Annotated in this window: 23 protein-coding genes and 1 pseudogene; 20 read left to right on the forward strand and 4 right to left on the reverse strand. The window is 32.9% G+C overall.

The features are described 5' to 3' along the window. Positions 1-207 (reverse strand): annotated as a pseudogene (locus BLP68_RS10430) (IS5/IS1182 family transposase); the annotation flags it as partial. 213 nt (positions 208-420) lie between these two features. Here BLP68_RS10430 and BLP68_RS10435 point away from each other — a divergent pair. The 5 genes from BLP68_RS10435 to BLP68_RS10455 all read left to right on the forward strand — a co-directional run bounded on the left by BLP68_RS10435 (position 421) and on the right by BLP68_RS10455 (position 6,456). After that, a complete protein-coding gene (locus tag BLP68_RS10435; protein ID WP_091543205.1) occupies positions 421-1,809 on the forward strand; it encodes a TldD/PmbA family protein in 1,389 nt (462 codons plus the stop codon). A gap of 2 nt (positions 1,810-1,811) precedes the next feature. Continuing rightward, the gene (locus BLP68_RS10440; protein ID WP_091543206.1) at positions 1,812-3,161 is read left to right on the forward strand and encodes a TldD/PmbA family protein; all 1,350 of its coding nucleotides are present in this window, start codon (positions 1,812-1,814) and stop codon (positions 3,159-3,161) included. 228 nt (positions 3,162-3,389) lie between these two features. After that, positions 3,390-4,382, forward strand: a complete 993-nt coding sequence (locus BLP68_RS10445) for an acyl-CoA dehydratase activase-related protein (protein WP_143003088.1) — start codon at positions 3,390-3,392, stop codon at positions 4,380-4,382. Between the two features lie 2 nt (positions 4,383-4,384). Next, positions 4,385-5,476: a 2-hydroxyacyl-CoA dehydratase gene (locus BLP68_RS10450; protein WP_091543207.1), complete on the forward strand. Its 1,092-nt coding sequence runs from the start codon at positions 4,385-4,387 to the stop codon at positions 5,474-5,476. A 17-nt stretch (positions 5,477-5,493) separates the two neighbouring features. Continuing rightward, positions 5,494-6,456 (forward strand): acyl-CoA dehydratase activase, encoded by a 963-nt coding sequence (locus BLP68_RS10455; RefSeq protein ID WP_091543209.1) that lies wholly within the window; start codon positions 5,494-5,496, stop codon positions 6,454-6,456. A gap of 102 nt (positions 6,457-6,558) precedes the next feature. Here BLP68_RS10455 and BLP68_RS10460 read toward each other — a convergent pair whose 3' ends face one another. Further along, complete coding sequence (locus BLP68_RS10460) at positions 6,559-7,125, reverse strand: hemerythrin domain-containing protein (RefSeq protein WP_091543210.1); 567 nt, start codon at positions 7,123-7,125, stop codon at positions 6,559-6,561. 198 nt (positions 7,126-7,323) lie between these two features. Between BLP68_RS10460 and BLP68_RS10465 the strand changes: the two genes are divergently transcribed. From BLP68_RS10465 to BLP68_RS10480, 4 genes are all read left to right on the forward strand, one after another. Further along, on the forward strand, positions 7,324-8,094 hold the full coding sequence (locus BLP68_RS10465) for a DUF1385 domain-containing protein (RefSeq protein WP_091543212.1): 771 nt from the start codon (positions 7,324-7,326) through the stop codon (positions 8,092-8,094). Positions 8,095-8,192: 98 nt separating this feature from the next. Beyond that, the gene (locus tag BLP68_RS10470; RefSeq protein WP_091543214.1) at positions 8,193-9,134 is read left to right on the forward strand and encodes an LCP family protein; all 942 of its coding nucleotides are present in this window, start codon (positions 8,193-8,195) and stop codon (positions 9,132-9,134) included. 23 nt (positions 9,135-9,157) lie between these two features. Next, entirely contained in the window at positions 9,158-9,856 is a 699-nt protein-coding gene (locus BLP68_RS10475) for a cytochrome c biogenesis CcdA family protein (protein ID WP_091543215.1), read from the forward strand. A gap of 20 nt (positions 9,857-9,876) precedes the next feature. Further along, positions 9,877-10,434 (forward strand): TlpA disulfide reductase family protein, encoded by a 558-nt coding sequence (locus BLP68_RS10480; RefSeq protein WP_091543216.1) that lies wholly within the window; start codon positions 9,877-9,879, stop codon positions 10,432-10,434. A gap of 52 nt (positions 10,435-10,486) precedes the next feature. Here the strand turns inward: BLP68_RS10480 and BLP68_RS10485 are convergent, their stop codons facing one another. Continuing rightward, positions 10,487-10,747 carry a DUF1657 domain-containing protein gene (locus tag BLP68_RS10485; protein WP_091543217.1) on the reverse strand — a complete coding sequence of 87 codons (261 nt, stop codon included), beginning with the start codon at positions 10,745-10,747 and terminating at the stop codon, positions 10,487-10,489. 179 nt (positions 10,748-10,926) lie between these two features. Between BLP68_RS10485 and BLP68_RS10490 the strand changes: the two genes are divergently transcribed. From BLP68_RS10490 to BLP68_RS10535, 10 genes are all read left to right on the forward strand, one after another. Beyond that, the gene (locus BLP68_RS10490) at positions 10,927-11,148 is read left to right on the forward strand and encodes a hypothetical protein (protein WP_091543218.1); all 222 of its coding nucleotides are present in this window, start codon (positions 10,927-10,929) and stop codon (positions 11,146-11,148) included. Between the two features lie 209 nt (positions 11,149-11,357). Next, complete coding sequence (locus BLP68_RS10495; protein ID WP_091543220.1) at positions 11,358-12,068, forward strand: Crp/Fnr family transcriptional regulator; 711 nt, start codon at positions 11,358-11,360, stop codon at positions 12,066-12,068. A 203-nt stretch (positions 12,069-12,271) separates the two neighbouring features. Further along, positions 12,272-12,529 carry an alpha/beta-type small acid-soluble spore protein gene (locus tag BLP68_RS22260; RefSeq protein WP_091543221.1) on the forward strand — a complete coding sequence of 86 codons (258 nt, stop codon included), beginning with the start codon at positions 12,272-12,274 and terminating at the stop codon, positions 12,527-12,529. A gap of 459 nt (positions 12,530-12,988) precedes the next feature. Then, positions 12,989-14,104: a rod shape-determining protein RodA gene (rodA, locus tag BLP68_RS10505; RefSeq protein ID WP_091543223.1), complete on the forward strand. Its 1,116-nt coding sequence runs from the start codon at positions 12,989-12,991 to the stop codon at positions 14,102-14,104. A 139-nt stretch (positions 14,105-14,243) separates the two neighbouring features. Then, entirely contained in the window at positions 14,244-15,575 is a 1,332-nt protein-coding gene (mgtE, locus tag BLP68_RS10510; protein ID WP_091543225.1) for a magnesium transporter, read from the forward strand. Between the two features lie 152 nt (positions 15,576-15,727). Continuing rightward, positions 15,728-16,417 (forward strand): spore cortex-lytic enzyme, encoded by a 690-nt coding sequence (gene sleB, locus BLP68_RS10515; RefSeq protein ID WP_091543227.1) that lies wholly within the window; start codon positions 15,728-15,730, stop codon positions 16,415-16,417. 16 nt (positions 16,418-16,433) lie between these two features. Beyond that, positions 16,434-17,780, forward strand: coding sequence for a germination protein YpeB (gene ypeB, locus BLP68_RS10520; RefSeq protein ID WP_091543229.1), 1,347 nt, complete (start codon positions 16,434-16,436; stop codon positions 17,778-17,780). Between the two features lie 147 nt (positions 17,781-17,927). Continuing rightward, complete coding sequence (locus tag BLP68_RS10525; RefSeq protein ID WP_242876959.1) at positions 17,928-18,827, forward strand: acetamidase/formamidase family protein; 900 nt, start codon at positions 17,928-17,930, stop codon at positions 18,825-18,827. 161 nt (positions 18,828-18,988) lie between these two features. Continuing rightward, entirely contained in the window at positions 18,989-19,354 is a 366-nt protein-coding gene (locus BLP68_RS10530) for a zinc ribbon domain-containing protein (protein ID WP_091543231.1), read from the forward strand. A gap of 104 nt (positions 19,355-19,458) precedes the next feature. Beyond that, positions 19,459-20,262: an ATP-binding protein gene (locus BLP68_RS10535; protein ID WP_091543232.1), complete on the forward strand. Its 804-nt coding sequence runs from the start codon at positions 19,459-19,461 to the stop codon at positions 20,260-20,262. Positions 20,263-20,487: 225 nt separating this feature from the next. Here BLP68_RS10535 and BLP68_RS10540 read toward each other — a convergent pair whose 3' ends face one another. Then, on the reverse strand, positions 20,488-21,078 hold the full coding sequence (locus BLP68_RS10540; RefSeq protein WP_091543234.1) for a hypothetical protein: 591 nt from the start codon (positions 21,076-21,078) through the stop codon (positions 20,488-20,490). 226 nt (positions 21,079-21,304) lie between these two features. Here BLP68_RS10540 and BLP68_RS10545 point away from each other — a divergent pair, with 226 nt between their 5' ends. Then, positions 21,305-22,654 (forward strand): glucose-6-phosphate isomerase, encoded by a 1,350-nt coding sequence (locus BLP68_RS10545; protein WP_091543235.1) that lies wholly within the window; start codon positions 21,305-21,307, stop codon positions 22,652-22,654. Positions 22,655-22,687: the final 33 nt, after the last annotated feature.

Raw genomic sequence — 22,687 nt, forward strand, 5'->3', positions numbered from 1 at the left:
AAGTAAAGTCATTTTAAAAAGAACTACTGGATCAACAGATGGACGTCCATTATCATGACAATACAATTCTTCGACTTCGTCATAGATAAAACTAAAATCAATGTATTTATCTATTTTTCTTAGTAAATGGTCTTCTTTAACTAGCTCTTCGAGCATAACAAACTCATAAGAAGTTTGCTTATCTTTAGCTTTAGCTTTAGTAAGCATAATTCATCACCTCATTATACATATTCGACATCGATTGGATAAATCCTTTTTGAATAAAAAAAAATCCACCCTTTTCAGGTGGACTTTGTCAACAGTCTCAATAACGAGAGGTTTTACCTCTCGTTATTTTTATAGTTATAAAAAAAAATATATATATAAAAAAGGATTTTTTGAAGCAACATATAAATAGTATATATAGAAGGAGGGGAAAAAATGCTAGATAAAAGATTAATAGATAATATTATCACTGAGGCATTATCCACAGGCGGAGATTTTGCAAAGGTTTTTGTTGAGGATAAGGATGTAACCAGTATTAAGTTATTGGGCGGCAAGGTGGAATCAAGTGTCTCGGGAAGAGACTATGGAATAGGCATAAGGATTTTCAATGGTTTTAATAGCATATATGCCTATACAAATCGAAATGATGCTGAATCACTTTTAAAAATAGCATCTGAGGCTGCTAAAGCAATCAAAGAAACCAAAAAGGAAATAACCTTAAACTTTATTGAAGAGACTTATAATAATATACATCATATAAGAAAGTTTCCAAAGGATATACGTTTGGTCAATAAAATCTCTGTCATGAGAGAAGCTTCTGAGGCTGCAAAGAACTACAGTAAAGAAATTTCCCAAGTTACAGTAGGCTATTTAGATGAAGATCAAAAAATTTTAGTAGCTAATTCTGAAGGCAAGTATATTGAAGATAGGCGGGTGCGCTCTAGGTTATTCATAGAGGCTGTTGCAGCTAATGAAAATGAAATGCAAACAGGTTTTTTCGGTCCAGGAGCCCATAAAGGCTTCGAATTTTTTGAGCAAATAAACCTGAAGGAATATGGTGAGGAAGCAGCAAGAGTGGCAGTTACGATGCTTCATGCTGACCCATGTCCAAGCGGGAAATTTCCTGTAGTGATAGACAATAAATTTGGCGGGGTTATTTTCCATGAAGCCTGTGGACACGGGCTAGAGGCCACCAGTGTTGCAAAGAAGAATTCTGTTTTCGCCGACAAAATTGGTGAAAAGGTGGCATCAGATATTGTAACAGCCATCGATGATGGGACAATTCCTAATCACTGGGGTTCTATAAATGTTGATGATGAGGGTGAGAAAACAAGGAAAAATATACTAATAGAAAATGGCATATTAAAGGGATATATGATTGACAAGCTAAATGGTCGCAGAATGGAAATGGAACCTACTGGATCTGGTAGAAGACAGTCCTATAAGTATGCACCTACCTCCCGTATGACTAACACATATATTGCAGCAGGTAAATCTACACCGGAAGAAATTATTAGTAAAACTGAGTATGGAATTTATGCTAAGTATATGGGCGGAGGTTCTGTTAACCCAGCTACTGGAGATTTTAACTTTGCAGTAATGGAGGGTTATCTAATAAAGAATGGGAAAATAGATAATCCAGTAAGAGGTGCAACCTTAATAGGTAACGGACCTAATATATTACATAAAATTGATATGGTTGGAAATAATCTTGATCATGGTCAAGGCATGTGTGGTTCTGTTAGTGGTTCAATACCGGCCAATGTTGGGCAGCCAATGATTCGAGTAAGTGAAATAACCGTTGGGGGAAGAAAGGGGGAGTAATTGTGGAAATACTTAATTTAAAGGATAAAATTTTTGAAGCTGGAAAAGAAATGGGCTTTGATGATATGGAAATTAGCTATGTAAGTAATAAAAAATTTAACTGTAAGGTTTTTAAAGACAGTATTGACGATTATTCCATATCTATTGAGGGAGGAATATCCTTCAGGGGAGTTATTAATAATAAAATGGGTTATTCCTATACCGAAAAGGTAGACGAAACTTCAATCAACCTACTATTAAAAAAAGCTAGAGAAAATGCTCAAGTAATAGAAAATGATGATAATGAGGAAATATTTGAGGGGTCAGCTATCTATGAGAGGGTTGATATTTTCTCTGATGATTACTCCCATGTTAAGGTTGAAGATAAACTTCAGCTTCTATTAAATTTTGCAGAAGAAGTATATAAGCAGGATGAAAGAGTTGCACAAATACTATACAATCTATACGAAGACCATGAGTCTGAAAGAATGATATTTAATACAAAGGGATTGTCAAAGATAGAAAAAAGTAACATAGGATTAATTTACTTTTCTATTTTAGTTAAGGATAGTAAAGATTCAAAAAGTAGTAGTATATTAAAGGTAACAAGAGACTTTAGAGATTTTGATTATAAAGAAATGGCTAAAAGTGTAGTTGAAGACGCATTAACTTTACTTGGAGCAGAGCCAGTTAAAAGCAAGGATTATTCCATACTTCTAAAGAATAATGCTGCAGCATCTCTTTTACAAACCTTTAAAGATATTTTTTCAGCAGAAAATGTTCAGCATGGACGTTCTTTATTGAAAAATAAGCTTGGAGAAGCTATTGCTAGTAATCAAATTACCATTATAGATGACCCTCATATAAAGGAAAAAATGGCCAGTAGATCCTTTGATAGTGAAGGTGTAGCCACAAAAAAATGTGTAATTGTTGAGGAAGGATTATTAAAAACTTATCTTCACAACCTTAAAACAGCAAAAAAAGATGGTGTTAGTTCTACAGGACATGGATATAGAAATTCATATAAAGGAACCATAACAATCGCTCCTACTAATTTATTTATTGATTCAGGAGACAACACCTATGATGATTTAGTTAAATCAATAGAAGAAGGTCTAATCATTACAGAACTTCAAGGACTTCATTCGGGTGCCAATATAGTTTCAGGAGATTTCTCACTTGCTGCTGAAGGCTACTTTGTAAAAAATGGACAGATCGAAAAGCCTGTTAATCAAATTACTATTGCCGGTAATTTTTACGAACTATTGAAAAACATTGAAGCAGTGGGCAATGATATCGAATTTACTTTCCCAAGTGAGGGCTATGTAGGGTCTCCTACATTATTAATAAAAAAACTTGCTGTATCAGGTTAGATTAGAAAGGGCAGAAATGCCCTTTTTTTTTATCTAAAATATCATATTCAAAACAAGAGGAAAATACATTTTTATGTTGAATATTAATATATTCCAAAATATGATAAAGCATATCCTACATAAGGTATAAAAAGGTATTAAGTAAGAGTAATAATTTCTCAAAACAAAGTATATTGTATATTGAATTGGTCGTCTTTTATATTTATTATACATTGGAGGTTATAGACTGTGAAAATCGGAATTCCCAGAAGTTTATTGTATTACTATTATTATCCTTTATGGAAAACATACTTTGAAGAATTAGGCATTGAAGTGGTTAGCACACCTGCAACTTCAAAGAAAATAATTGACATGGGGATAAAACACTCTGTGCCTGAATTATGTGTACCTATTAAAATATATATAGGTCACCTTCTTAAGTTGATTGAGGATGGTGTTGATTATATCTATGTACCTCGCTTTGTATCAATATTAAAGGGACAATACTTCTGTCCAAAATTTATGGGATTACCAGATATGATAAGACATTCATTTGAAGGCATTGAAGATAAAATGATTATTCCCACAATAGAATCTAAAAATGAAAATATCGCTGAGTATAAAAACTTTAAAATTTTTGAAGAAAAACTAGGTATTTCCACTAAGGCAAATAAGAAGGCTATAGCGAAGGCACGACGAGTATGGGAGAGCTTTAAAAATTACTGCCATCTAGGTTATTCAGCTAATGAGGCTAGTGACTTAGCATTGGGTAAAATAATAGAAACTGGTACTTTGCCAGCAAAAGCATCAGTAACAATTGGAGTTGTGGGTTATGTATATAACCTATATGACTCTTATATTAGTATGGATATTATTAAAAAACTACGGGAAATGGACGTCAGTGTGAAAACCTTTGAAATGATTAAAGAGGATGTGTTGAATCAAAAGCTACAGAACATGTCAAAAAATCTATTCTGGACCTTTAGCGATAAACTAATTGCTGCTGGGTATACCTTTTATGATGACGCTAATATTGATGGATTAATTCATGTTACTGCATTTGGTTGTGGTCCTGACTCCATGCTTGGAAAGCTACTGGAGCTTGATTCACCAGTATATGAAAAACCATTTATGACTATACGAGTTGATGAGCATTCAGGTGAAAATCATCTGCAGACAAGAATTGAAGCTTTTGTTGATATGATAAAAAGAAAAAAAATTAAAGCTAGAAGAGGTGCTTAATAATGAAGGTGTCGTTTCCTTATATGGGTACAACAATAGTATATAAAAAATTACTAGAATTATTAGGACATGAAGTAGTAATGCCTCCTAAGCCAAGCCAATATACTATAAACTTAGGAGTAAAGTATAGTCCTGAGTTTGCGTGCTTTCCTCTAAAGGTAATCACTGGTAGTTATATTGAAGCAGCCGAATTAGGAGCAGAGGTAATTGTAACTTCAGGAGGACATGGACCATGCCGAGCAGGATTCTATGAGCAGGTTCATAGAAGGATTCTTGAAGAAAAAGGATTTAATGTAGACTTTATTGTATTCAATTCAATGTTTAGAGATTTCAAACAATTTTTTGCCAACATGATGATGCTTAAGGGAACAAATTCCTGGTTTAAAATAGCACAGTCTTTATTGATGGTATATGATATGATAAAAAAACTTGATATACTAGAAAAAAGAGTGCAAGAATTACGAGCCTATGAACTGAAAAAAGGAGAAACAACAAAAGCATGGGAACAAATTCAGATTGGATTTGATAAGGCAAGCTCTAAGAAGGATTTACAACAGGCATTTAATAATGGAGAAGTACTACTTAATCAGATAAAGACCTTCAACATCTATGATAAAGATAGAATTAGAATAGGTATTGTTGGAGAGATATATGTTGTAATGGAATCATCTATTAATATGAAGATGGAAGAATTATTGGGGAATCTTGGTGCTGAGGTTGAACGGTCTCAATATCTATCGGAATGGGTAGCTTATAATGCACTACCAGGCTTTATGAATCGTACTCACGAAGTAGAGATATTGAAAAAGGGTGAGCCTTATATTCCTATTAATATTGGAGGTCATGCAAAGCAGACGGTAGGTCATATTGTAGATTATAGCCAACGTGGCTTTGATGGGGTTATACATTTAATGCCATTTGGTTGCTTGCCAGAGCTGGTTTCTCAAAGTATAGTTCCGAAAATATCACAGGCCTTAGATATTCCTGTACTAACCCTATCTATAGATGAGCAAAGTGGTACAGCAAACAGTTTAACGAGGGTAGAAGCCTTCATGGATTTAATCAAAGGGAAACGCATGAAAAAAATATCATAATATGGGGGATGGATTTGGTGAAGGAATTTTATATCGGTATTGATGTTGGCTCTGTCAGTACTAACATAGTTTTGATTGATAATAATTGTGATGTTCATTATAGTGCATATACTAGGACCAATGGGCAACCACTTGATTCAGTTAAGAAGGGCCTTAAGGAGCTACAAAGGGCTTTACCTGCCGATGCTTACATAAATGGAGTAGGAAGTACTGGTAGTGGACGTCAATTAATAGGAACTATGGTGGGAGCAGATGTAGTTAAGAATGAAATAACAGCCCATGCCACTGCAACAGCCCATATAGTGCCTGATGTTAAAACCATTTTTGAAATTGGAGGGCAAGATTCAAAAATTATTGTTATTGATAATCAGATGGTTGTTGATTTCGCCATGAATACAGTTTGCGCTGCAGGTACCGGATCCTTCTTAGATCATCAAGCTGAAAGATTGGGCATCCCAATAGAAGAGTTTGGAGCAATGGCTTTAATGGCCGAGAGGGATGTAAGAATTGCGGGTAGATGCACTGTTTTCGCTGAGTCAGACATGATTGCAAAACAGCAATTTGGATTTTCTAAGTCAGAAATTATAAAGGGTCTATGTGAGGCCTTAGTAAGAAATTACATTAATAATCTTGGCAGAGGTAAAAAACTAGATCCGCCTTACGTATTTCAAGGAGGAGTTGCTGCCAATATAGGAATAAAAACTGCCTTTGAAAAAGAAATAGGTCACGAAGTTATCGTTCCTAAAAACTTTAATATAATGGGAGCTCTAGGATCAGCTATTTTAGCTAAAGAATATATTCTAGAAACTAGTTCATCTACTAAATTTAGAGGTTTTGAAACTGCCGATTTAGATTTTCAACCATCTGCCTTTGAATGTGGTGGATGTTCAAATAAGTGTGAGGTCATAAAGGTAGAGATGGATAGCAAAGTCGTTGCCATGTGGGGAGACCGATGTGGTAAATGGACAAATAGTTTATGAAATAATGTAGAAATGTTGAATGTTGAATGTTAAATGTTAATATAAACATAATAAAAAATACAGAAAAATTTACGGGCGGATATTAATATCCGCCCCTTCTTACTAGTTTTTGATCTTTGACACATATCCTTCAAGGTTTTCTAGTATTTTTACATACTTAGCTTCAGTTTCATCACTATTCAAGCGTACCTTTGCGGCTTCGAAATCCTTATCTAGCTTGTCTAAGCTTTTCTTCATTAATTTTTCTTCGGCAAAGGTAAATATTGCAGTGTCCTCTTTTTCTATATGCCTATATAATAGGTCTGTGTATGAAATAGCATTTGCTATAATATCTATTTTTGCTTCGTCATGTCCAGCTTCTGAAGCCTTTAGAGCATCTTCTAAATTTTTGATAAATAAACGACCTAGGTCGTGCTCAGTAAGCATTCCATAAATTGGGCCAATTTTAATATTTTCTCCTAATTCATTTGACATAACTTCAAAAAGAATATCCTCTTCCTTTCCATGATGAAATTTGTCTGCATAGTTTCTAACAAAATCAATTGCTTGATAAAAACCCTCATAATATACCTCATGTGTAGTAAAGGTATGTATACATAAGCTTCGAATTATCTTAAGCATCCTTAAAATGTTCTTATGCTCATCCATTAAAACCTGAATAGCTTTCATATGGGTTTGCCTCCTTTTTTTTCTTATTATACCCCAAAAAATAAAGAATCAATTTTAATATTAAATGTTAATATCATGGTTATATAAAAAAGAACATGGGTTAAAAGAATCAAATTTAAAATATAGTATGGAAAATTGAGAATTAACATAATTGCTTTTTAAAACATTTAATATAGAATATAATTGTAGTAATGAGTAATGAATTTTACTAAGAAGGACGTGTTTTACTTGAAAATAGGAGGAATGGCCCACAGAAATGGTATAACCTTTTTCTGTGATGCCTTTAAGTTAAAGGCTATAAGAAAAAAAAATCGAATAGATTATCAGATAAAATGGATTCTCCCTCCAAAATGGCTTCGAAAATTAGAAAAAAAACCAGTTTTGGGGGTTTTCACAACAATTTACTATCAGTGGTTGGTTTTTGATTTTAAAGTTAAGCTTCTGTTTGGACTAATGACTATACTCTACTTTGCTGAACCACTAATCCCAATGGCTTATTACCCACAACTTAACAAAGGTCAAGTATTAGGTATTATAGTATTATTGATAATAGTAAGTCACAAGCATTTAATAAGGTTACTGCGATATCATGGAGCTGAGCATAAAGTAATAAACTGTTATCTAAAATATGGATATTTAGAGGAAGGGCTTGTAAAAAAATCATCACGGTTTAATAAAAGATGCGGTACTAATCTTGTTGTAATATTTTTGATTTTGTATGGATTACTGCAATTTTTTAATGTTGAGTCATTATCTATTATACTAATATTGTTTTTTATTGCTGTCTTTGTTGCTAGAAGGGCTGCAATGATGAATAATGAAATATTTTTTCATTTGTTTAATATATTTCAATGGGTAACTGTATGGGAGCCCGGTGACGAAGAGATAAATGTTGCTATTCAAGGCTTTTCGAGGTTGTATAAAGGTTATATAGCCTATCAGACTGAAATGCTAAATAAAAGAGTCTAGATTACAAACAACTAACTAGTAGATTTTTCCTAAGAATAAATTCCATATGGTATAATATAAAAAATATGAATTCTTACATAAGATGAAGGGGGATAGATATGAAGGAACAAATTTTAAAATTCATTGCTTTTGTCATTGCTTGTATAACTCTAGCCTTCTTATCGGGTCTTATAAGCTTTATGGTTGTATCGGATGGAGGAAATAATACTGATACCATCAAGAAGGACACTATTAAAAATGCCCAAGAACAAGTTAAAAATACATCTGTTAAAATAGAAGAAGATGACAGTCGCATAGACTTCATTGTAGCAGGGATTGACAGAGGTAAAAACGATGCATTAATCTTTGCAACATATAGTATGAAAAATCATAAACTAGATTTAATATTCATTCCCAGAGATACATATTATAGGTTTAGAGGCGGTACAGGTGTAAATATTGATAAAATTAAGGATACACATAGCTCATTGAAAATGGAAGGCCTAAAACTAGCAATGAACGATATTATAGGAAGAGAAACCATAGAACATCATATAATAATTGACTATAAAGCATTTGAAAATCTAATAGATTCAATAGGGGGAGTAAATGTTACTATAAAAGAAAAAATGTATTATAATGACCCATATCAGAATCCGCCCCTAGTCATAGATTTTAAACCAGGCACATATAACTTAAATGGTAGAGATAGTTTAAAGTATATAAGATATGTAAAGGGAAATAATTCGGAGGCTTTAAATAGAGGCAGCGATGTTGGCAGAATAAATGCCATGCAATCTTTTTTGAATGATGCATTAGAGAAAGCCTTCACCCATAGACTCCCAGTTGTATTAACCACAGCCTTTAAGCATATAAATACAAGTTTTACTGCACCTGATATAGTTAAAATAAGCACATCTGTTGCAGGAATAAAAGCAGAGGATATAAATATCTATGTATTACCTGGATACATGACTCCAGAAAATTATTATGTTATAGATCAAGAAGAGCTTGACCTACTAATAAGCAAAATATATGGGTTATCTGAGAATAATGATTAATTCTTTTATAAAGGAGAATAAATATGATAGAGGTTGCAATAGCATTATTAGCGGGAATATTATCATTTCTATCTCCCTGTGTACTGGCAATGATGCCAGCCTATGTAGGTTTTATTAGCAACGACTTTTCATCCCATATTAGTGTTAATAGAAAGTTTATATTAAAAAGAGCATTGCTATTTGTTGGAGGTTTTTTCTTAATATTCACTTTTATGGGGGCTGCTGCTGGATTCATTGGTAGTAAGTTGTTTAGCTATAGATTAATTTTAATGAAAATAGGTGGCATTTTTATCATTATTTTTGGATTGAAGATGATAGGATTACTTAAATTAAATTTTTTGAATAGAGAGCTTAGGGTTAAAGCACCAAAGAAAATAACAAGAGGTATAGATTCTTTTCTAATGGGAATGGCCTTTGCAACAGGTTGGACACCTTGTGTTGGACCTGTGTTGGCATCTATTTTATTATATGCCAGTACAACGGCTACACTTCACAAGGGAGTACTACTTCTAATTATGTATTCTATTGGGTTAGCCTTACCTTTTTTAGCAACTGCTATGCTAATAAATAGTTTTAATAGTAACTTCCATAAATATAGTAAGATATCTCCTATAATAACGAAGGTTGGCGGAGTAATCATGATTATTTTTGGAATTATTATATATTTTAATAAAATGACTTTTCTAAATCAGTACTTTGATTTTATAAAAATAGGAATCTAAATAAGTAAAGGAATGATTTAATGAGAAAAAAAATAGTAGCAATGATAGTAATAGGACTCATTTTTGCTTTATATGCCAGTTATACAGTATATGATAATTGGGTTAATAGAAGTGATAGTGAGGTTACTGAATCAGATAATGAAGGAGTTAACCTTAAACCTGAAATTGGAACAAGGCGAAATAATGTTGCCTTAGATTTTACCCTTCAAAATTTAGAAGGGAAAGAGGTTAAGCTGACGGACTACTTTGGAAAGAGCATAGTTCTTAACTTCTGGTCTAGTGACTGTCCTCCTTGTAGAGATGAAATGCCAGCTTTAGATGAGTTTTATTTGAATAATAAAGATAATATTGTTGTAATCGGAGTAAACTTAGGTCAAGATATCTCAACTGTAAGAGACTTTATTAATGAAGGCGGGTATAGCTTTCCAATACTATTAGACACAAAAGTTCTTGTGGCACAAACCTATGGAATTATGTATATGCCAACTACGTACTTTATAAATGAGGATGGTATAATTGAAGATATACATATTGGATTGCTAACATTGGAAGATTTACAAAAAAGATATAATAAGTAAAAAGGAGAGCTTGAAACTCTCCTTTTTACTTATTATAAATTATTCTTAAGCACTACTGTTTTTGATTTTTATTCTGTTTTTGATTATCCTGTTGTTGCATTCCCAATGATTCTTGTAGATACTGAGGTTCTTCATTATTTACAAAGTTAATTCTAGACTGAAGCATTTGGGCGGTATTTTCAACACTTGAAGATAATTGGTCGAACATTTGCTTAGCCTGTTGATCTTCGGTATCCATTGAAAAGGTTTTAAGATCTGCTGCTAAGCTTTTTGCACTTGTTAATGCCTGCTCTAATTTATTAATGACTGTCATGAATAAGCCTCCTTTTTAAATCACTTCGTCAATATTATTTCCCTAAATTTAAAAATTCCATAATGAAAAATAAGGTAAGTAACCATTATATAATTTGTATTAAAACACGGAACATAATCACACATTTCCATTTAATTCATATTATAGCAATAAAGATGATAAAAAGGGGTGTATAACTTATGGCTGAAGTAAGAGAAAATGATTTTTTAGGTTCGCTTTTTGGCGGAATTGGTGGTAAAGGTGGTAAATCATCAACAAACATAATTATCATATTAGTGGTTCTATTTTTATTATTTGGAGGTAATATAGGACCGTTTTGGAAAAAACTTGATGAAAATCTAATACTTATTTTCATACTTTTTATTGTTTTACTTGGAGGAACAGGATCTTTTAAATTCTAAAATCCCTCTACTTCTTTATTTTAAAATAGTTAAGGAGCATAGTATTTAATGCGTGACCTTAGCTATTTTTTTGCTTCAAAGTATGACAAGCCTTTGTTCTGAAGAATGGGTTTTAAAACATATATATAATTCTATATGTGACATATATCATGTTGAAAATTAATACAAACAGGGTACAATTATACTAAGGTAAAATTGGAGGTAAGGTTATGGATATTAAACATTGTGAATGTAATAATTGTCCCCATGAATTATGTGCTAGAAAGGTCCCATTGTTTGCTAGCTTTAACAGAGAGGAGCTAAATAATGTTCTTCAATTAATCAAACGCAAAAGCTATAAAAAAGGTGAGATTATCTTTTTGCAAGGAAGTGTTTCAGATGGTTTATATATTATAAATAGTGGAAAAATAAAGATATTCAAATATACCAGAGAAGGAAAAGAGCAAATATTATATATTTTATCGGAAGGAGACTTCTTTGGAGAATTAAGCCTATTGAAGGCTGACGAGGTAAATTTTAACGTAGAAGCAATAGAGCCTGTAAATATATGCTTAATTGAACGTAAAGACTTTGAAAATATGATAATATCAAGTCATGATATAACAATAAAATTATTAGAGGCTGTAAGTAGCAGATTAACAAAGCTTGAGACACTTGTTCAAAGTTTAGGCACAAAGGATGTAGAAGCCAGAATTGCTCAAATGTTAATAGATTTAGCTAACGAGTTTGGTGATAATAAAAAAGAGGGTATAGAAATGAGTATACCTCTTACAAGAGAGGACATGGCAAATTTTACTGGTGTAACCCGTGAAACCATTAGTAGAAAGCTTAGTGCCTTACAAGAAGAAAAAATTATTAAATTAGTTGGTAACAAGAAAATTATAATTATAGATATTAATGCTTTAAAGCTATATACATAAATTAAATAACCCTAGATATAATGCTACTTATATTATTTTTAATATTTTTAAGAGGGTAGATGATTAAGGAAGATACTGTTAGTTTATCAAAATAATGATGTGTGTGTTAAAATTTACAATGTTTAATTCATGCGATACTACAGATAATACTAGTGTAGCTAATCAAGCTACTAAAAAAAGACTAATCGAAGGGAGGAACAATAATGAATACAACACCTAATCAAACTAGCCAAACTGGTACAACTAATAATGTTAACAGAACAGGTAGAAACAATATTGTAGTTCCTGAAGCTCGACAAGCATTAAACCAAATGAAGATTGAAGTTGCTAATGAGTTAGGAATTTCAAACTATGACCAGATTGATAAAGGTAACTTAACAGCAAGACAAAATGGTTATGTTGGTGGAACAATTACTAAGAGATTAGTAGAGTATGCTGAAAGAACAATGGGAAATAAATAACTAAGAAACAAAAATAAAAGCGGAGCTAATAGCTTCGCTTTTATTTTTTACTTTTTTTTATTGTTTTTTAATAGCATTTATATTTATCAAACCAAATATGCTTATTTTGATTTAATAAAAAAATGACACTAAATTTTTGAAAATAGTCAACATTGATAAAAATGGTATAACCACAAATAGGTTGCAAATTCCTATAAATTGAAGTAAACTAATTATGTATTAGTAGTTAGTTAAATAATTTATTGAGAGTTTTTGGGAGAGATAAATTTATGGTTTCTAACTGAAACAAAAGATTTTTTTATGCTATTTTACTACTGTGTGTTTTTATGTACTCCCAATACTTAGATTAAGGGATTTTTTTTATGGAAGTTTAGAGCTATAAAAGGACTACTTATGTTAATAGCTATAAAAATAAATGGCCTGTTTTTTAAGTCTATTGAAGACGTGGGGTGAAGTATTATGAAATTAGAAGGAAGATTATTTAAAAAAATTGATTATAAATTGATAGTTATAATAATACTAATATGTACATTAGGAGTTGTAATGATTGGTAGTGCAACCCATACCTATATAGGGGGCAGTGAAGGATTTATTAGAACCCAGGTAATATCAATAATAATGGGATTAATAGCTATGGTGGTTATTTTAATGATAGACTATAATAGCGTTGCTAGATTTTGGATTCCTATTTATGTTGTGTGTAATGGGTTATTAGTTGCTGTGCTTTTATTTGGAACAGGTAAAGAAACATGGGGTGCTAATAGATGGATAAGAATTGCAGGTAGGCAATTTCAACCTGCAGATTTTGTTAAAATAGGCATTATTATCTGTTTAGCCAAATTAATAAGTGATAACAAGGAAACAATAAATGAGCCTGCTACTTTATTAAAAATACTAGCTTTTGCTGGACTACCTATGGTTTTAATATATAAGCAACCAGATTTAGGTACAGCTATGGCATTTGCCTTCTTTACATTTGGAATGATTTTCATAGCTGGGTTAAACTTTAAATATATTTTTTTATCGGCAATCACTGGCTTAATAAGCCTTCCATTAATGTGGGTTACTGGATTGTTGAAGGACTATCATAAGAAGCGGATAATGATTTTTTTAAATCCTGAGTTAGATCCTTCGGATAGTGGTTATCAAATTTTACAGTCGAAGCTTGCAGTAGGGTCTGGTATGATTTTCGGTAAAGGCTTATTCAAGGGTAGCCAAACCCAATATGGTTTTTTACCTGAAAAACACAATGATTTTATATTTTCAGTAATTGCAGAGGAATTAGGCTTTGTTGGTGTAACCATATTGATAGCATTATATGCTATTATGCTTAAACGACTTATTAATATTGCAAGGGATGCAAAAGATGATTTTGGAGCATATCTTGTAATAGGGAACACTTTTATGCTGGCCTTTCATATTTTTGCTAATATAGCTATGACTATTGGATTAATGCCTGTGACGGGTAAGCCATTACCCTTTATTAGCTATGGTGGAACCTTTATGTTGACCAATATGATAGCAATAGGAATAATATTGAATGTAAATATGAGACGTGATAAAATTAATTTTTAAAAATTTGAAATATAAAGGAGGTGGTGGAAATGGATTCGCACCCTGACTCTTATAGGTGTTGCTCGGTCAAAAAATTAAAAGATGATGAGATTTCCACCACATTTGGAAATACTCTCTCTTAGCTAGGAGAGGTGAAAGAATGAATGAAAGAATCATTGAATTGGTTATGCAGAAGAAATTTTCCTTATTAAAGGAAGAATTAAACGAAATGATGGCAGTTGATATTGCTGAGGTTTTCGATGAATTGGATAAGAAAAATAGTATAATTCTTTTTAGACTATTATCAAAGGATTTAGCTTCGGATGTCTTTTCATATTTGTCAGGACAACAAAGAAAAGATATTGTGGAGGCTATCCATGAAACAAAGCTTAATGAAATTATAGAAGAACTATATTTTGATGATATGATAGACTTTTTAGAAGAAATGCCTGCTAATGTGGTAAAAAAGATACTTATTACAGCCACAGACGAAGAGCGTAAGTTAATAAATCAATTTCTAAACTACCCAGAAAATTCTGCTGGTAGCCTAATGACTATTGAATATGTTGACTTAAAGAAGGAAATGACAGTTAAAAAAGCTTTAGAGCATATAAAAAAGACTGGTGTTGATAAAGAAACAATATATACATGTTATGTGTTGAATGAAAAAAGAAAGCTTGAAGGAATAGTATCCTTAAGAAAACTTGTTTTGCTAGAGGATCATTTACTAATAGAAGATATTATGAATGAAGATTACATTTCCTGTACAACATTAGATGATCAGGAAGAAATAGCTGGATTATTTAAGAAGTATGATCTATTGACAGTACCAGTAGTAGATAAAGAAGCTAGACTAGTGGGTATAATTACAATAGATGACATTGTAGATGTTATTGAACAGGAAAACACCGAAGACTTTCAAAAAATGGCAGCTATGTCTCCAAATGATGAAGAGTACTTATTTAGTAATGTTTTTTCACTAGCCAGAAAAAGAGTCTTATGGTTGGCAATTTTGTTGGTAACTGCTACCTTTACTGAGATGATTATTGGGAAATTTGAAAGTATATTAACTGCAGTTCATGTATTAGCTGCATCCATCCCAATGCTGATGGATACCGCTGGTAATGCAGGTGCTCAATCCTCAACCTTAATCATAAGGGGTATTGCCCTGGGTGAGGTTGAGTTAACAGATTATTTAAAGGTTTTTTGGAAGGAGTTTAGGGTAAGCTCTATTGTTGGAAGCTCTTTAGCAGCCATTAACCTAATACGTATGATTGTTCTAGGTACTGAAATGGCTGTTGCCTTAACGGTATCGATAACCCTCCTTCTAACTATAATGATGGCTAAAGTAATAGGTGGTACATTACCTATTGTTGCAAAAAAGTTAAAGTTAGACCCAGCAATTATGGCAGGGCCACTAATTACAACAATTGTGGATGTAATGGCCTTGTTGGTATACTTTAATATTGCAGGCTTTTTAATAGGATTTTAAAAGGATTATAATAAAAAAACTACGTATAATAACGTAGTTTTTTTGCGTGTAATTATATAATTCTTCTATGATAAGGACCTTATTCTTTTTTGGATAAATTATCTTTCTTTTGATAAAAATAATATTACTCAATTAGATTAAGGAGGAGAAATATGAGAAGAACTAAAACTCTTGCCATCTTACTTATAACAGCAATGCTTTTATTAACTCTATCCTATATTGCAGTGGAAAAAGTATATGGTCAAAACCTATACTGGGGTTCTAGAGGAGATGATGTTAGAGAGGTACAAACTAGATTACAAAGATGGGGTTACTACGATGGGCCAATAAGCAGTGTTTATGGGCCCCAGACCTTTGAGGCTGTCAAAGATTTTCAAAGGGCAAATGGCTTGACAGTGGATGGTGTAGTTGGACCACAAACCCGTGCAGCATTAGGGATGCCAGTTCAAACTACTGCACCTGCTGCACCAGCCAGTCAAGGTGTTTCAAGAAGTGATGACATTAATTTATTAGCTAGAACAATTCATGCTGAGGCAAAGGGAGAACCCTATGAAGGGAAAGTAGCAGTTGGAGCAGTAATTTTAAATAGAGTAAGAAATCCGGCATTCCCCAATACTATGGCAGGAGTTGTTTATCAGCCCTGTGCCTTTGAACCAGTAAAGAGGGGAACTATAAATGAGGCACCAGATGATGATGCATTTAGAGCTGCTAGAGATGCTTTAAATGGATGGGATCCAACAGGCGGAGCCATATACTTCTGGAATCCTGCTACTGCAACCAGTCCCTGGATATGGACACGACAAATATCTTTAAGAATTGGAAGACACGTATTTGCACATTAATCAAAGGAGGGATAAGATGAGAAAATATTTTTTGCCTGGTGTGCTTCTAGTTGCACTTATTGCAGCAGCAGCTTGGGGATATCAACAGCAACAACAAAAAAATGATTACCATACATACCTTGATATACAATTTCAAAGGCAGTTTTATGACTTGATTGGTCATGTTGAAAATGTACAGGTTGATTTATCAAAGGCAATGCTATCGGGTTCCAGCAACGACATGGCTAAGTACTTAAATGATACTGTTATGCAATCCTATTTAGCTCAAGAGAAGCTTACACAATTACCCTTTAACCATGGATCTATTAGACAAACAGAGAAGTTCTTAAGTCAGATAGGTGATTACTGTACAGCCATGGTAAACAAGGCTTTGGAAGGCTACGTTCCTAATGAAGAAGAAATGACAACCATGCAGGAATTACATAGCTATGCAAACCTTCTTGCTCAAGAATTATTTGAGATGCAACAGCAGGTTGTTTCAGGAGGAGTAAATTTTGGTGACCTACGTAGTATTGGCAATAGAAATCTTCAACAGGTCGATGATCATATGAAGAATTTAAACCTCATTAACATCGAAGAGAGAATGCAGGATTATCCAGAATTAATCTATGATGGACCATTTTCAGAGCATATGAAGGATGTTAAGCCACGGCTTGAGGGAGATGAAATAAGCCAAGAAGAAGCCCTACGAATTGTTTCAGAGACATTTAAAAATCAAGGAATAACAAATCCAAGAATTATTGAAAATATACAAAATACTAGATTAGATGGATATTATATTAGAGCAGAGAAGGAAGTAAATAATGGTAGAGAGGTATCTGTTGCTGTATCTAAAACCGGTGGTCAAATTATTTGGTATCTAGACCCAAGGCAGATGGGTGAAAGTACTCTTGACACAAAGGAAGCAATATCAAAGGCTACTGAGTTTCTAGAGGACAAGGGTTATAAAGATATGGTGCCTACCTATACAATGGCTTATGAAGGAGAAATAATAATAAATTATGCTTATCAGCAGGAGGAAGTATTAATTTATCCAGATCTAATTAAGGTTAAGGTGGCATTAGATAATGGTGATATTATTGGTATGGAAACTGAAGGCTATTTGATTAACCATCATCAACGAGAAATAGAAGAACCAGAATTAACGGAAGAGGAAGCTAGAGAGAAAATCTCCAGCAGAGCATCGGTGGAGAGGGCACGTTTAGCAATTATACCTACAGAAGGAAATCATGAGGTTCTTTGCTATGAATTTAAAGTGAAATTCGGACAAGATAACTTTTTAGTTTATATTGATGCAAATACAGGTCATCAAAGAAGAATTCTTCTAATGGTTGAACAGGAAGATGGAACTCTAGTTATTTAATCATTAATAGAATCAATCTCAAGTTGAAATGAGTCGGAGATATCTCTGACTCTTCTTTTTTAGTATACTTTTAACAGGAATTCTAATTTATTTATTGAAATATATGATTAATATTAAATAATATCCCATTAAAAGGAGAGATGTTAAGTGAAAAGGATAAAAGCCACTACTGCTGTTTTTAAAATGTCACCAAATAATAAACCTGTAGAGTCAGTAAACTCAGGTGACGTTGTAGTTTTTGAAACATACGATTGTTTTAGTAACTCCATTAAAAAGGAAGAGCAGCTCTTTAGTACAGTTGGATGGGAGCTAATAAACCCTGCAACAGGACCATTATATATTAACGATGCCGAAGCTGGAGATATATTAAAGATTGATGTTTTAGATATAAGTGTCAAAGATCAGGGAGTAATGACCACAGCTCCTAAATTAGGCGTTTTAGGTGATCTTATACCCAATGAAAAAACTAAAATAATACCTATAGTCAATGGTGAAGCTGTATTTAATGAAAAAATAAAGGTGTCTATAAATCCTATGATTGGTGTAATTGGAACAGCACCTAAAGAAGATGAAATATCCACAGGCACCCCTGGAGGTCATGGGGGAAATATGGATTGTAAAAGGATAGTAAAGGGTGCCACTTTATATTTACCTGTTAATGTTGAGGGTGGACTGCTGGCTATGGGAGATCTTCATGCTTTAATGGGTGATGGAGAAATAGTAATATGTGGAGTTGAGATTTCTGGCGAGATTACTATTAAAGTTACGGTATTAAAAAATATAGAACTACCTTTACCTATGCTGGTGGAAGGTGATGAAATAATGACAATAGCTTCAGAAGTAAGCCTAGATGATGCGGCTATTATGGCAACAAAACAGATGCATAGCTTTTTAACAAAGGAGCTAAAGATGGATATACATGAGGCTGGAATGTTACTTTCAATGGTGGGAAATCTTAAAATATGTCAGGTAGTTGACCCACTAAAAACTGCTCGAATGGAGCTTCCCCTATGGATACTAGATATATACAATTACATACTAAAATAAATTAACTTTAATAATAAACTTAAAGTTATACTTTAACTTCAAGGTTTAACCAACTTAAAATACACATTTATCATTAAAGTTAATGTTTAACCTTAACTATAACTTTAATGGTACCCTTTACTATTCTTAGAATAGAAATATAGTAAAGGAGGGAAATTACCATGGGGTTAATGGATAAATTATCAAACTCAATGTCACAAACCGCTAAATCATTTACAAAGCTATCTGCAAATATGGTTGAGATAAGTAAATTGAATTTAAGTATTAAGAAAAGAGAAGAGGAAATACAACAAAAGCTTGAAGAAATAGGACAGTATGTATATAGTAGATTTAAAAAGATGAGCATGGTAAGTCGCGCCGAAGTTCAAGATTTAATATTAGAAATTAAAGTACTGGAGGAAGACATAAATACATTAGAAAAGCTTATATTAAACTTAAAAAGATTAAATTATTGTGAGGGATGCCAATTAGAGCTTGATGAGGATGCTAGATATTGCCCTATATGCGGCAAGTTACTAAGACATTAAGGTAATTGTGATGTACTTCACGAATTTTTGTGCTAATTATCACATACTTAGTATCCTCCCTATTGTATTATAATCATAAAGATAAATAGAAGGAGAGGATATAAATGGCTATTCGTAAGATAATAGAAATAGATGAAGCAAAATGTAATGGATGCGGTTTATGTGTTCCCAACTGTGCAGAGGGAGCTATTCAAATTATTGAGGGTAAGGCAAAGCTTGTAAGTGACATCTATTGTGATGGACTTGGTGCATGCCTAGGTCACTGTCCAGAGGATGCATTGAAAATAATTGAAAGAGACGCTGACGAATTCGATGAAATTGCTGTAGAAGAGCTTTTAAAAAGTCAGGGAAAAAGCTTTACACCACAAAGCAATCAGCATACTCAGCAGGGACATGGACATGGGCATCATGGACATGGAAATCATGGACATGGACATCACGGTGGTGGATGCTGTCCAGGCAGTAAAATGATGGAATTTAAACAAGAAGAAAATGAAAATACAGCAGATGCTATTAGTAGTAATGATATAGAAATAAAAATAAAACCACAATTAAATCAATGGCCAGTTCAATTAAAACTAGTACCAGTAAATGCACCGTACTTTCAAAATGCTGATCTTCTTATAACAGCTGACTGTGTACCATTTGCTTACCCTAATTATCATTTAGATTTACTAAAGGGAAAAGCAGTTGTTATTGGTTGCCCTAAGCTAGATGATCTTCAATTCTACATTGAAAAGCTAACACAAATTATTGAAGAGAACTCATTAAAATCAGTTACAGTAGCATATATGGAGGTTCCATGTTGTCAAGGAATCGTAATGGCTGCAGAAGCTGCTTTACAAAGAGCTAACAAGCAAATTCCTTTAAACAAGGTTAAAATTGGAATTCAAGGTCAAAAAAAATAAAATATATGTAATATATAAAGCCTACACTTTATTGTGTAGGCTTTTGCACTGAAGACAAAGTCATCAAAATGCAGACTGATCAAAAAGCCACAGACTCGAGGCGCAAGAAAACCTAGCGACTGCAGCGTATACGTAATACGTAAGGGTGCTGGGTTTTAGAAGCAACGAAGAAGATGGGGGTTTTTCATCAGTCTGAAAGCCTACACTTTACTGTGTAGGCTTATGCTATCTTTTAGGCGAAATAGTTGGAATACTTAAGGCATCCACCTTAATTCCTTTTTTTAAAATGATATCAAGATTCTCTCGTTCATAATTGCATTTTGTAAAGGCTATTTTACATTGCACCTTATACTTACACGTATTACAGGCTAACTTACTCACCTTAGTTCGATGCTTTTCAGAAAGCCTAATGAGCTGAATAGTTTCCTTGTTGTTTTGAAGACTTTCCTTAAGAAATGGCTTCACAGCATTTATATAGCTCTTTTTTATCAACCTTATAGCTTTGTTTCGATCATTTGGACATATAAGCTCTAGCTGTGCAACATCTTGTTTAATTATACCAATTATAGTATTAGTATTGATTTCAGCAGAAATCTTACCCTTTGGAATGTCAAGATAATCTACCTTAGGTGTAATTACACCTTTAATTTTTATATGATATATATTATCCATATCATATTCTTCATCATATTTGATTATAAAGTACTTATTAAATAATCTAGTAGATAAAGATAGATAAAAAATATAGAAACAGTAAAAGATAGCTATAAAAAAAATAACTGTACCTAGTATTAATAATAGCAATTCCGAATTCATAGATAAACCCTCCCGCTTATATTTTATCATATAACCTAAGTATAAATTTACTGGTGAAATTTAGTTGGGTAAAATTGCATACTAATCATAAAATAATAATATCAAAAACAAATATCTTACCTTGCAATTGCATATCAATTATGGTAATTTTAGTATAATTGTGAATATCATTTAAAAAGGATAATGAGTTTTATAATATATACAGTTTAATGAGGAGGTATAGAGAATGAAGAAGATTAGATTTGATTATTCTAAAGCTATAGATTTCATAGGGGAGCATGAGCTGGAAAATATGAAGCCTATGATGGAAATAGCCCATGAGTTGCTACATGGAAAAAAAGGCGCAGGCAGTGAATACACAGGCTGGGTTGAGCTTCCCAAAATGATTAGCACGGAAGAATTAAAGGATATAAAAGCTACAGCAGAGGAAATAAAGAAGAAGTGTGATGCTTTTATAGTAGTTGGAATTGGAGGCTCTTATTTGGGTTCTAAATCTGCAATAGAAATGTTAAACCATCATTTTTATAATTTTCTACCTAAAGAAAAACGCAAAGCTCCACAGATTTATTTCGCTGGACACCATATTAGTTCCACCTACTTAACGCATTTAATGGAGATTATTAAAGAAAAGGATATTTGCATTAATGTAATATCTAAGTCTGGCACCACAACAGAACCTGCTCTAGCATTTCGTGTTCTTAAAAATCTGTTGGAGAAAAAATATGGTAAGGAAGAGGCAAGAAGGAGGATTATTGCTACTACAGATAAGAAAAAGGGTGCTTTAAAAACACTGGCAGATGAAGAAGGTTATAAAACCTTTGAAATTCCAGATGACATTGGTGGAAGATTTTCAGTTCTTACCCCTGTGGGGTTACTGCCAATTTCAGTAGCTGGTATTGAAATTAGTGAAATTATTAGAGGTGCAAAGGATTCAATGATGGATAGCAATGAAGCTGACCTTCAAAATAATTACTGCTATCAATATGCAGTAATTAGAAATATTCTGTTTAATAAAGGAAAGAATATTGAAATGCTGGTTAATTATGAACCATCCCTACAATTCTTTGGGGAATGGTGGAAGCAATTATTCGGAGAAAGCGAAGGGAAGGATTTAAAGGGAATTTTTCCAGCAACAGTTAATTTTTCTACTGATTTACACTCAATGGGTCAATATATTCAACAGGGAATGAGAAGTATATTTGAAACAGTTTTACGTGTAGAAAAACCAATTAAAGATATAGTCATCGATGAAGAAGAGCAAGATTTAGACGGTTTAAATTATTTAGCAGGAAAAACAATGGACTTTGTTAATCAAAAGGCATTTGAAGGAACTATTTTAGCTCATCTAGATGGAGGGGTGCCAAATTTAATAATTGATATTCCAGAGTTATCCCCCTACTATTATGGTTACCTGGTTTACTATTTTGAAAAAGCATGTGGAATTAGCGCTTACCTTCTCGGTGTTAATCCCTTTGATCAACCAGGAGTTGAGGACTACAAGAGAAATATGTTTGCACTTTTAGGTAAACAAGGGTATGAAGAAGAAAGAGAAGCACTTCTGAATAGATTAAAGTAAAATAAGTTGTTAATAATATTAGAGGCAATGGAC

Origin of the sequence: Alkaliphilus peptidifermentans DSM 18978 (assembly GCF_900101495.1) — a bacterium.
Lineage (GTDB): Bacteria > Bacillota > Clostridia > Peptostreptococcales > Natronincolaceae > Alkaliphilus_C > Alkaliphilus_C peptidifermentans.

Bases quoted from the DNA above. Each gene is read 5' to 3' on its own strand.
- BLP68_RS10540 (WP_091543234.1), bottom strand. From the start codon at position 21,078: ATGAATTCGGAATTGCTATTATTAATACTAGGTACAGTTATTTTTTTT.
- BLP68_RS22260 (WP_091543221.1), top strand. From the start codon at position 12,272: ATGAATACAACACCTAATCAAACTAGCCAAACTGGTACAACTAATAAT.
- BLP68_RS10460 (WP_091543210.1), bottom strand. From the start codon at position 7,125: ATGAAAGCTATTCAGGTTTTAATGGATGAGCATAAGAACATTTTAAGG.
- BLP68_RS10480 (WP_091543216.1), top strand. From the start codon at position 9,877: ATGAGAAAAAAAATAGTAGCAATGATAGTAATAGGACTCATTTTTGCT.
- BLP68_RS10545 (WP_091543235.1), top strand. From the start codon at position 21,305: ATGAAGAAGATTAGATTTGATTATTCTAAAGCTATAGATTTCATAGGG.
- sleB (WP_091543227.1), top strand. From the start codon at position 15,728: ATGAGAAGAACTAAAACTCTTGCCATCTTACTTATAACAGCAATGCTT.
- BLP68_RS10465 (WP_091543212.1), top strand. From the start codon at position 7,324: ATGAATTTTACTAAGAAGGACGTGTTTTACTTGAAAATAGGAGGAATG.
- BLP68_RS10535 (WP_091543232.1), top strand. From the start codon at position 19,459: ATGGCTATTCGTAAGATAATAGAAATAGATGAAGCAAAATGTAATGGA.
- BLP68_RS10435 (WP_091543205.1), top strand. From the start codon at position 421: ATGCTAGATAAAAGATTAATAGATAATATTATCACTGAGGCATTATCC.
- mgtE (WP_091543225.1), top strand. From the start codon at position 14,244: ATGAATGAAAGAATCATTGAATTGGTTATGCAGAAGAAATTTTCCTTA.
- BLP68_RS10470 (WP_091543214.1), top strand. From the start codon at position 8,193: ATGAAGGAACAAATTTTAAAATTCATTGCTTTTGTCATTGCTTGTATA.
- ypeB (WP_091543229.1), top strand. From the start codon at position 16,434: ATGAGAAAATATTTTTTGCCTGGTGTGCTTCTAGTTGCACTTATTGCA.
- BLP68_RS10490 (WP_091543218.1), top strand. From the start codon at position 10,927: ATGGCTGAAGTAAGAGAAAATGATTTTTTAGGTTCGCTTTTTGGCGGA.
- BLP68_RS10450 (WP_091543207.1), top strand. From the start codon at position 4,385: ATGAAGGTGTCGTTTCCTTATATGGGTACAACAATAGTATATAAAAAA.
- BLP68_RS10475 (WP_091543215.1), top strand. From the start codon at position 9,158: ATGATAGAGGTTGCAATAGCATTATTAGCGGGAATATTATCATTTCTA.
- BLP68_RS10485 (WP_091543217.1), bottom strand. From the start codon at position 10,747: ATGACAGTCATTAATAAATTAGAGCAGGCATTAACAAGTGCAAAAAGC.
- rodA (WP_091543223.1), top strand. From the start codon at position 12,989: ATGAAATTAGAAGGAAGATTATTTAAAAAAATTGATTATAAATTGATA.
- BLP68_RS10495 (WP_091543220.1), top strand. From the start codon at position 11,358: ATGGATATTAAACATTGTGAATGTAATAATTGTCCCCATGAATTATGT.
- BLP68_RS10530 (WP_091543231.1), top strand. From the start codon at position 18,989: ATGGGGTTAATGGATAAATTATCAAACTCAATGTCACAAACCGCTAAA.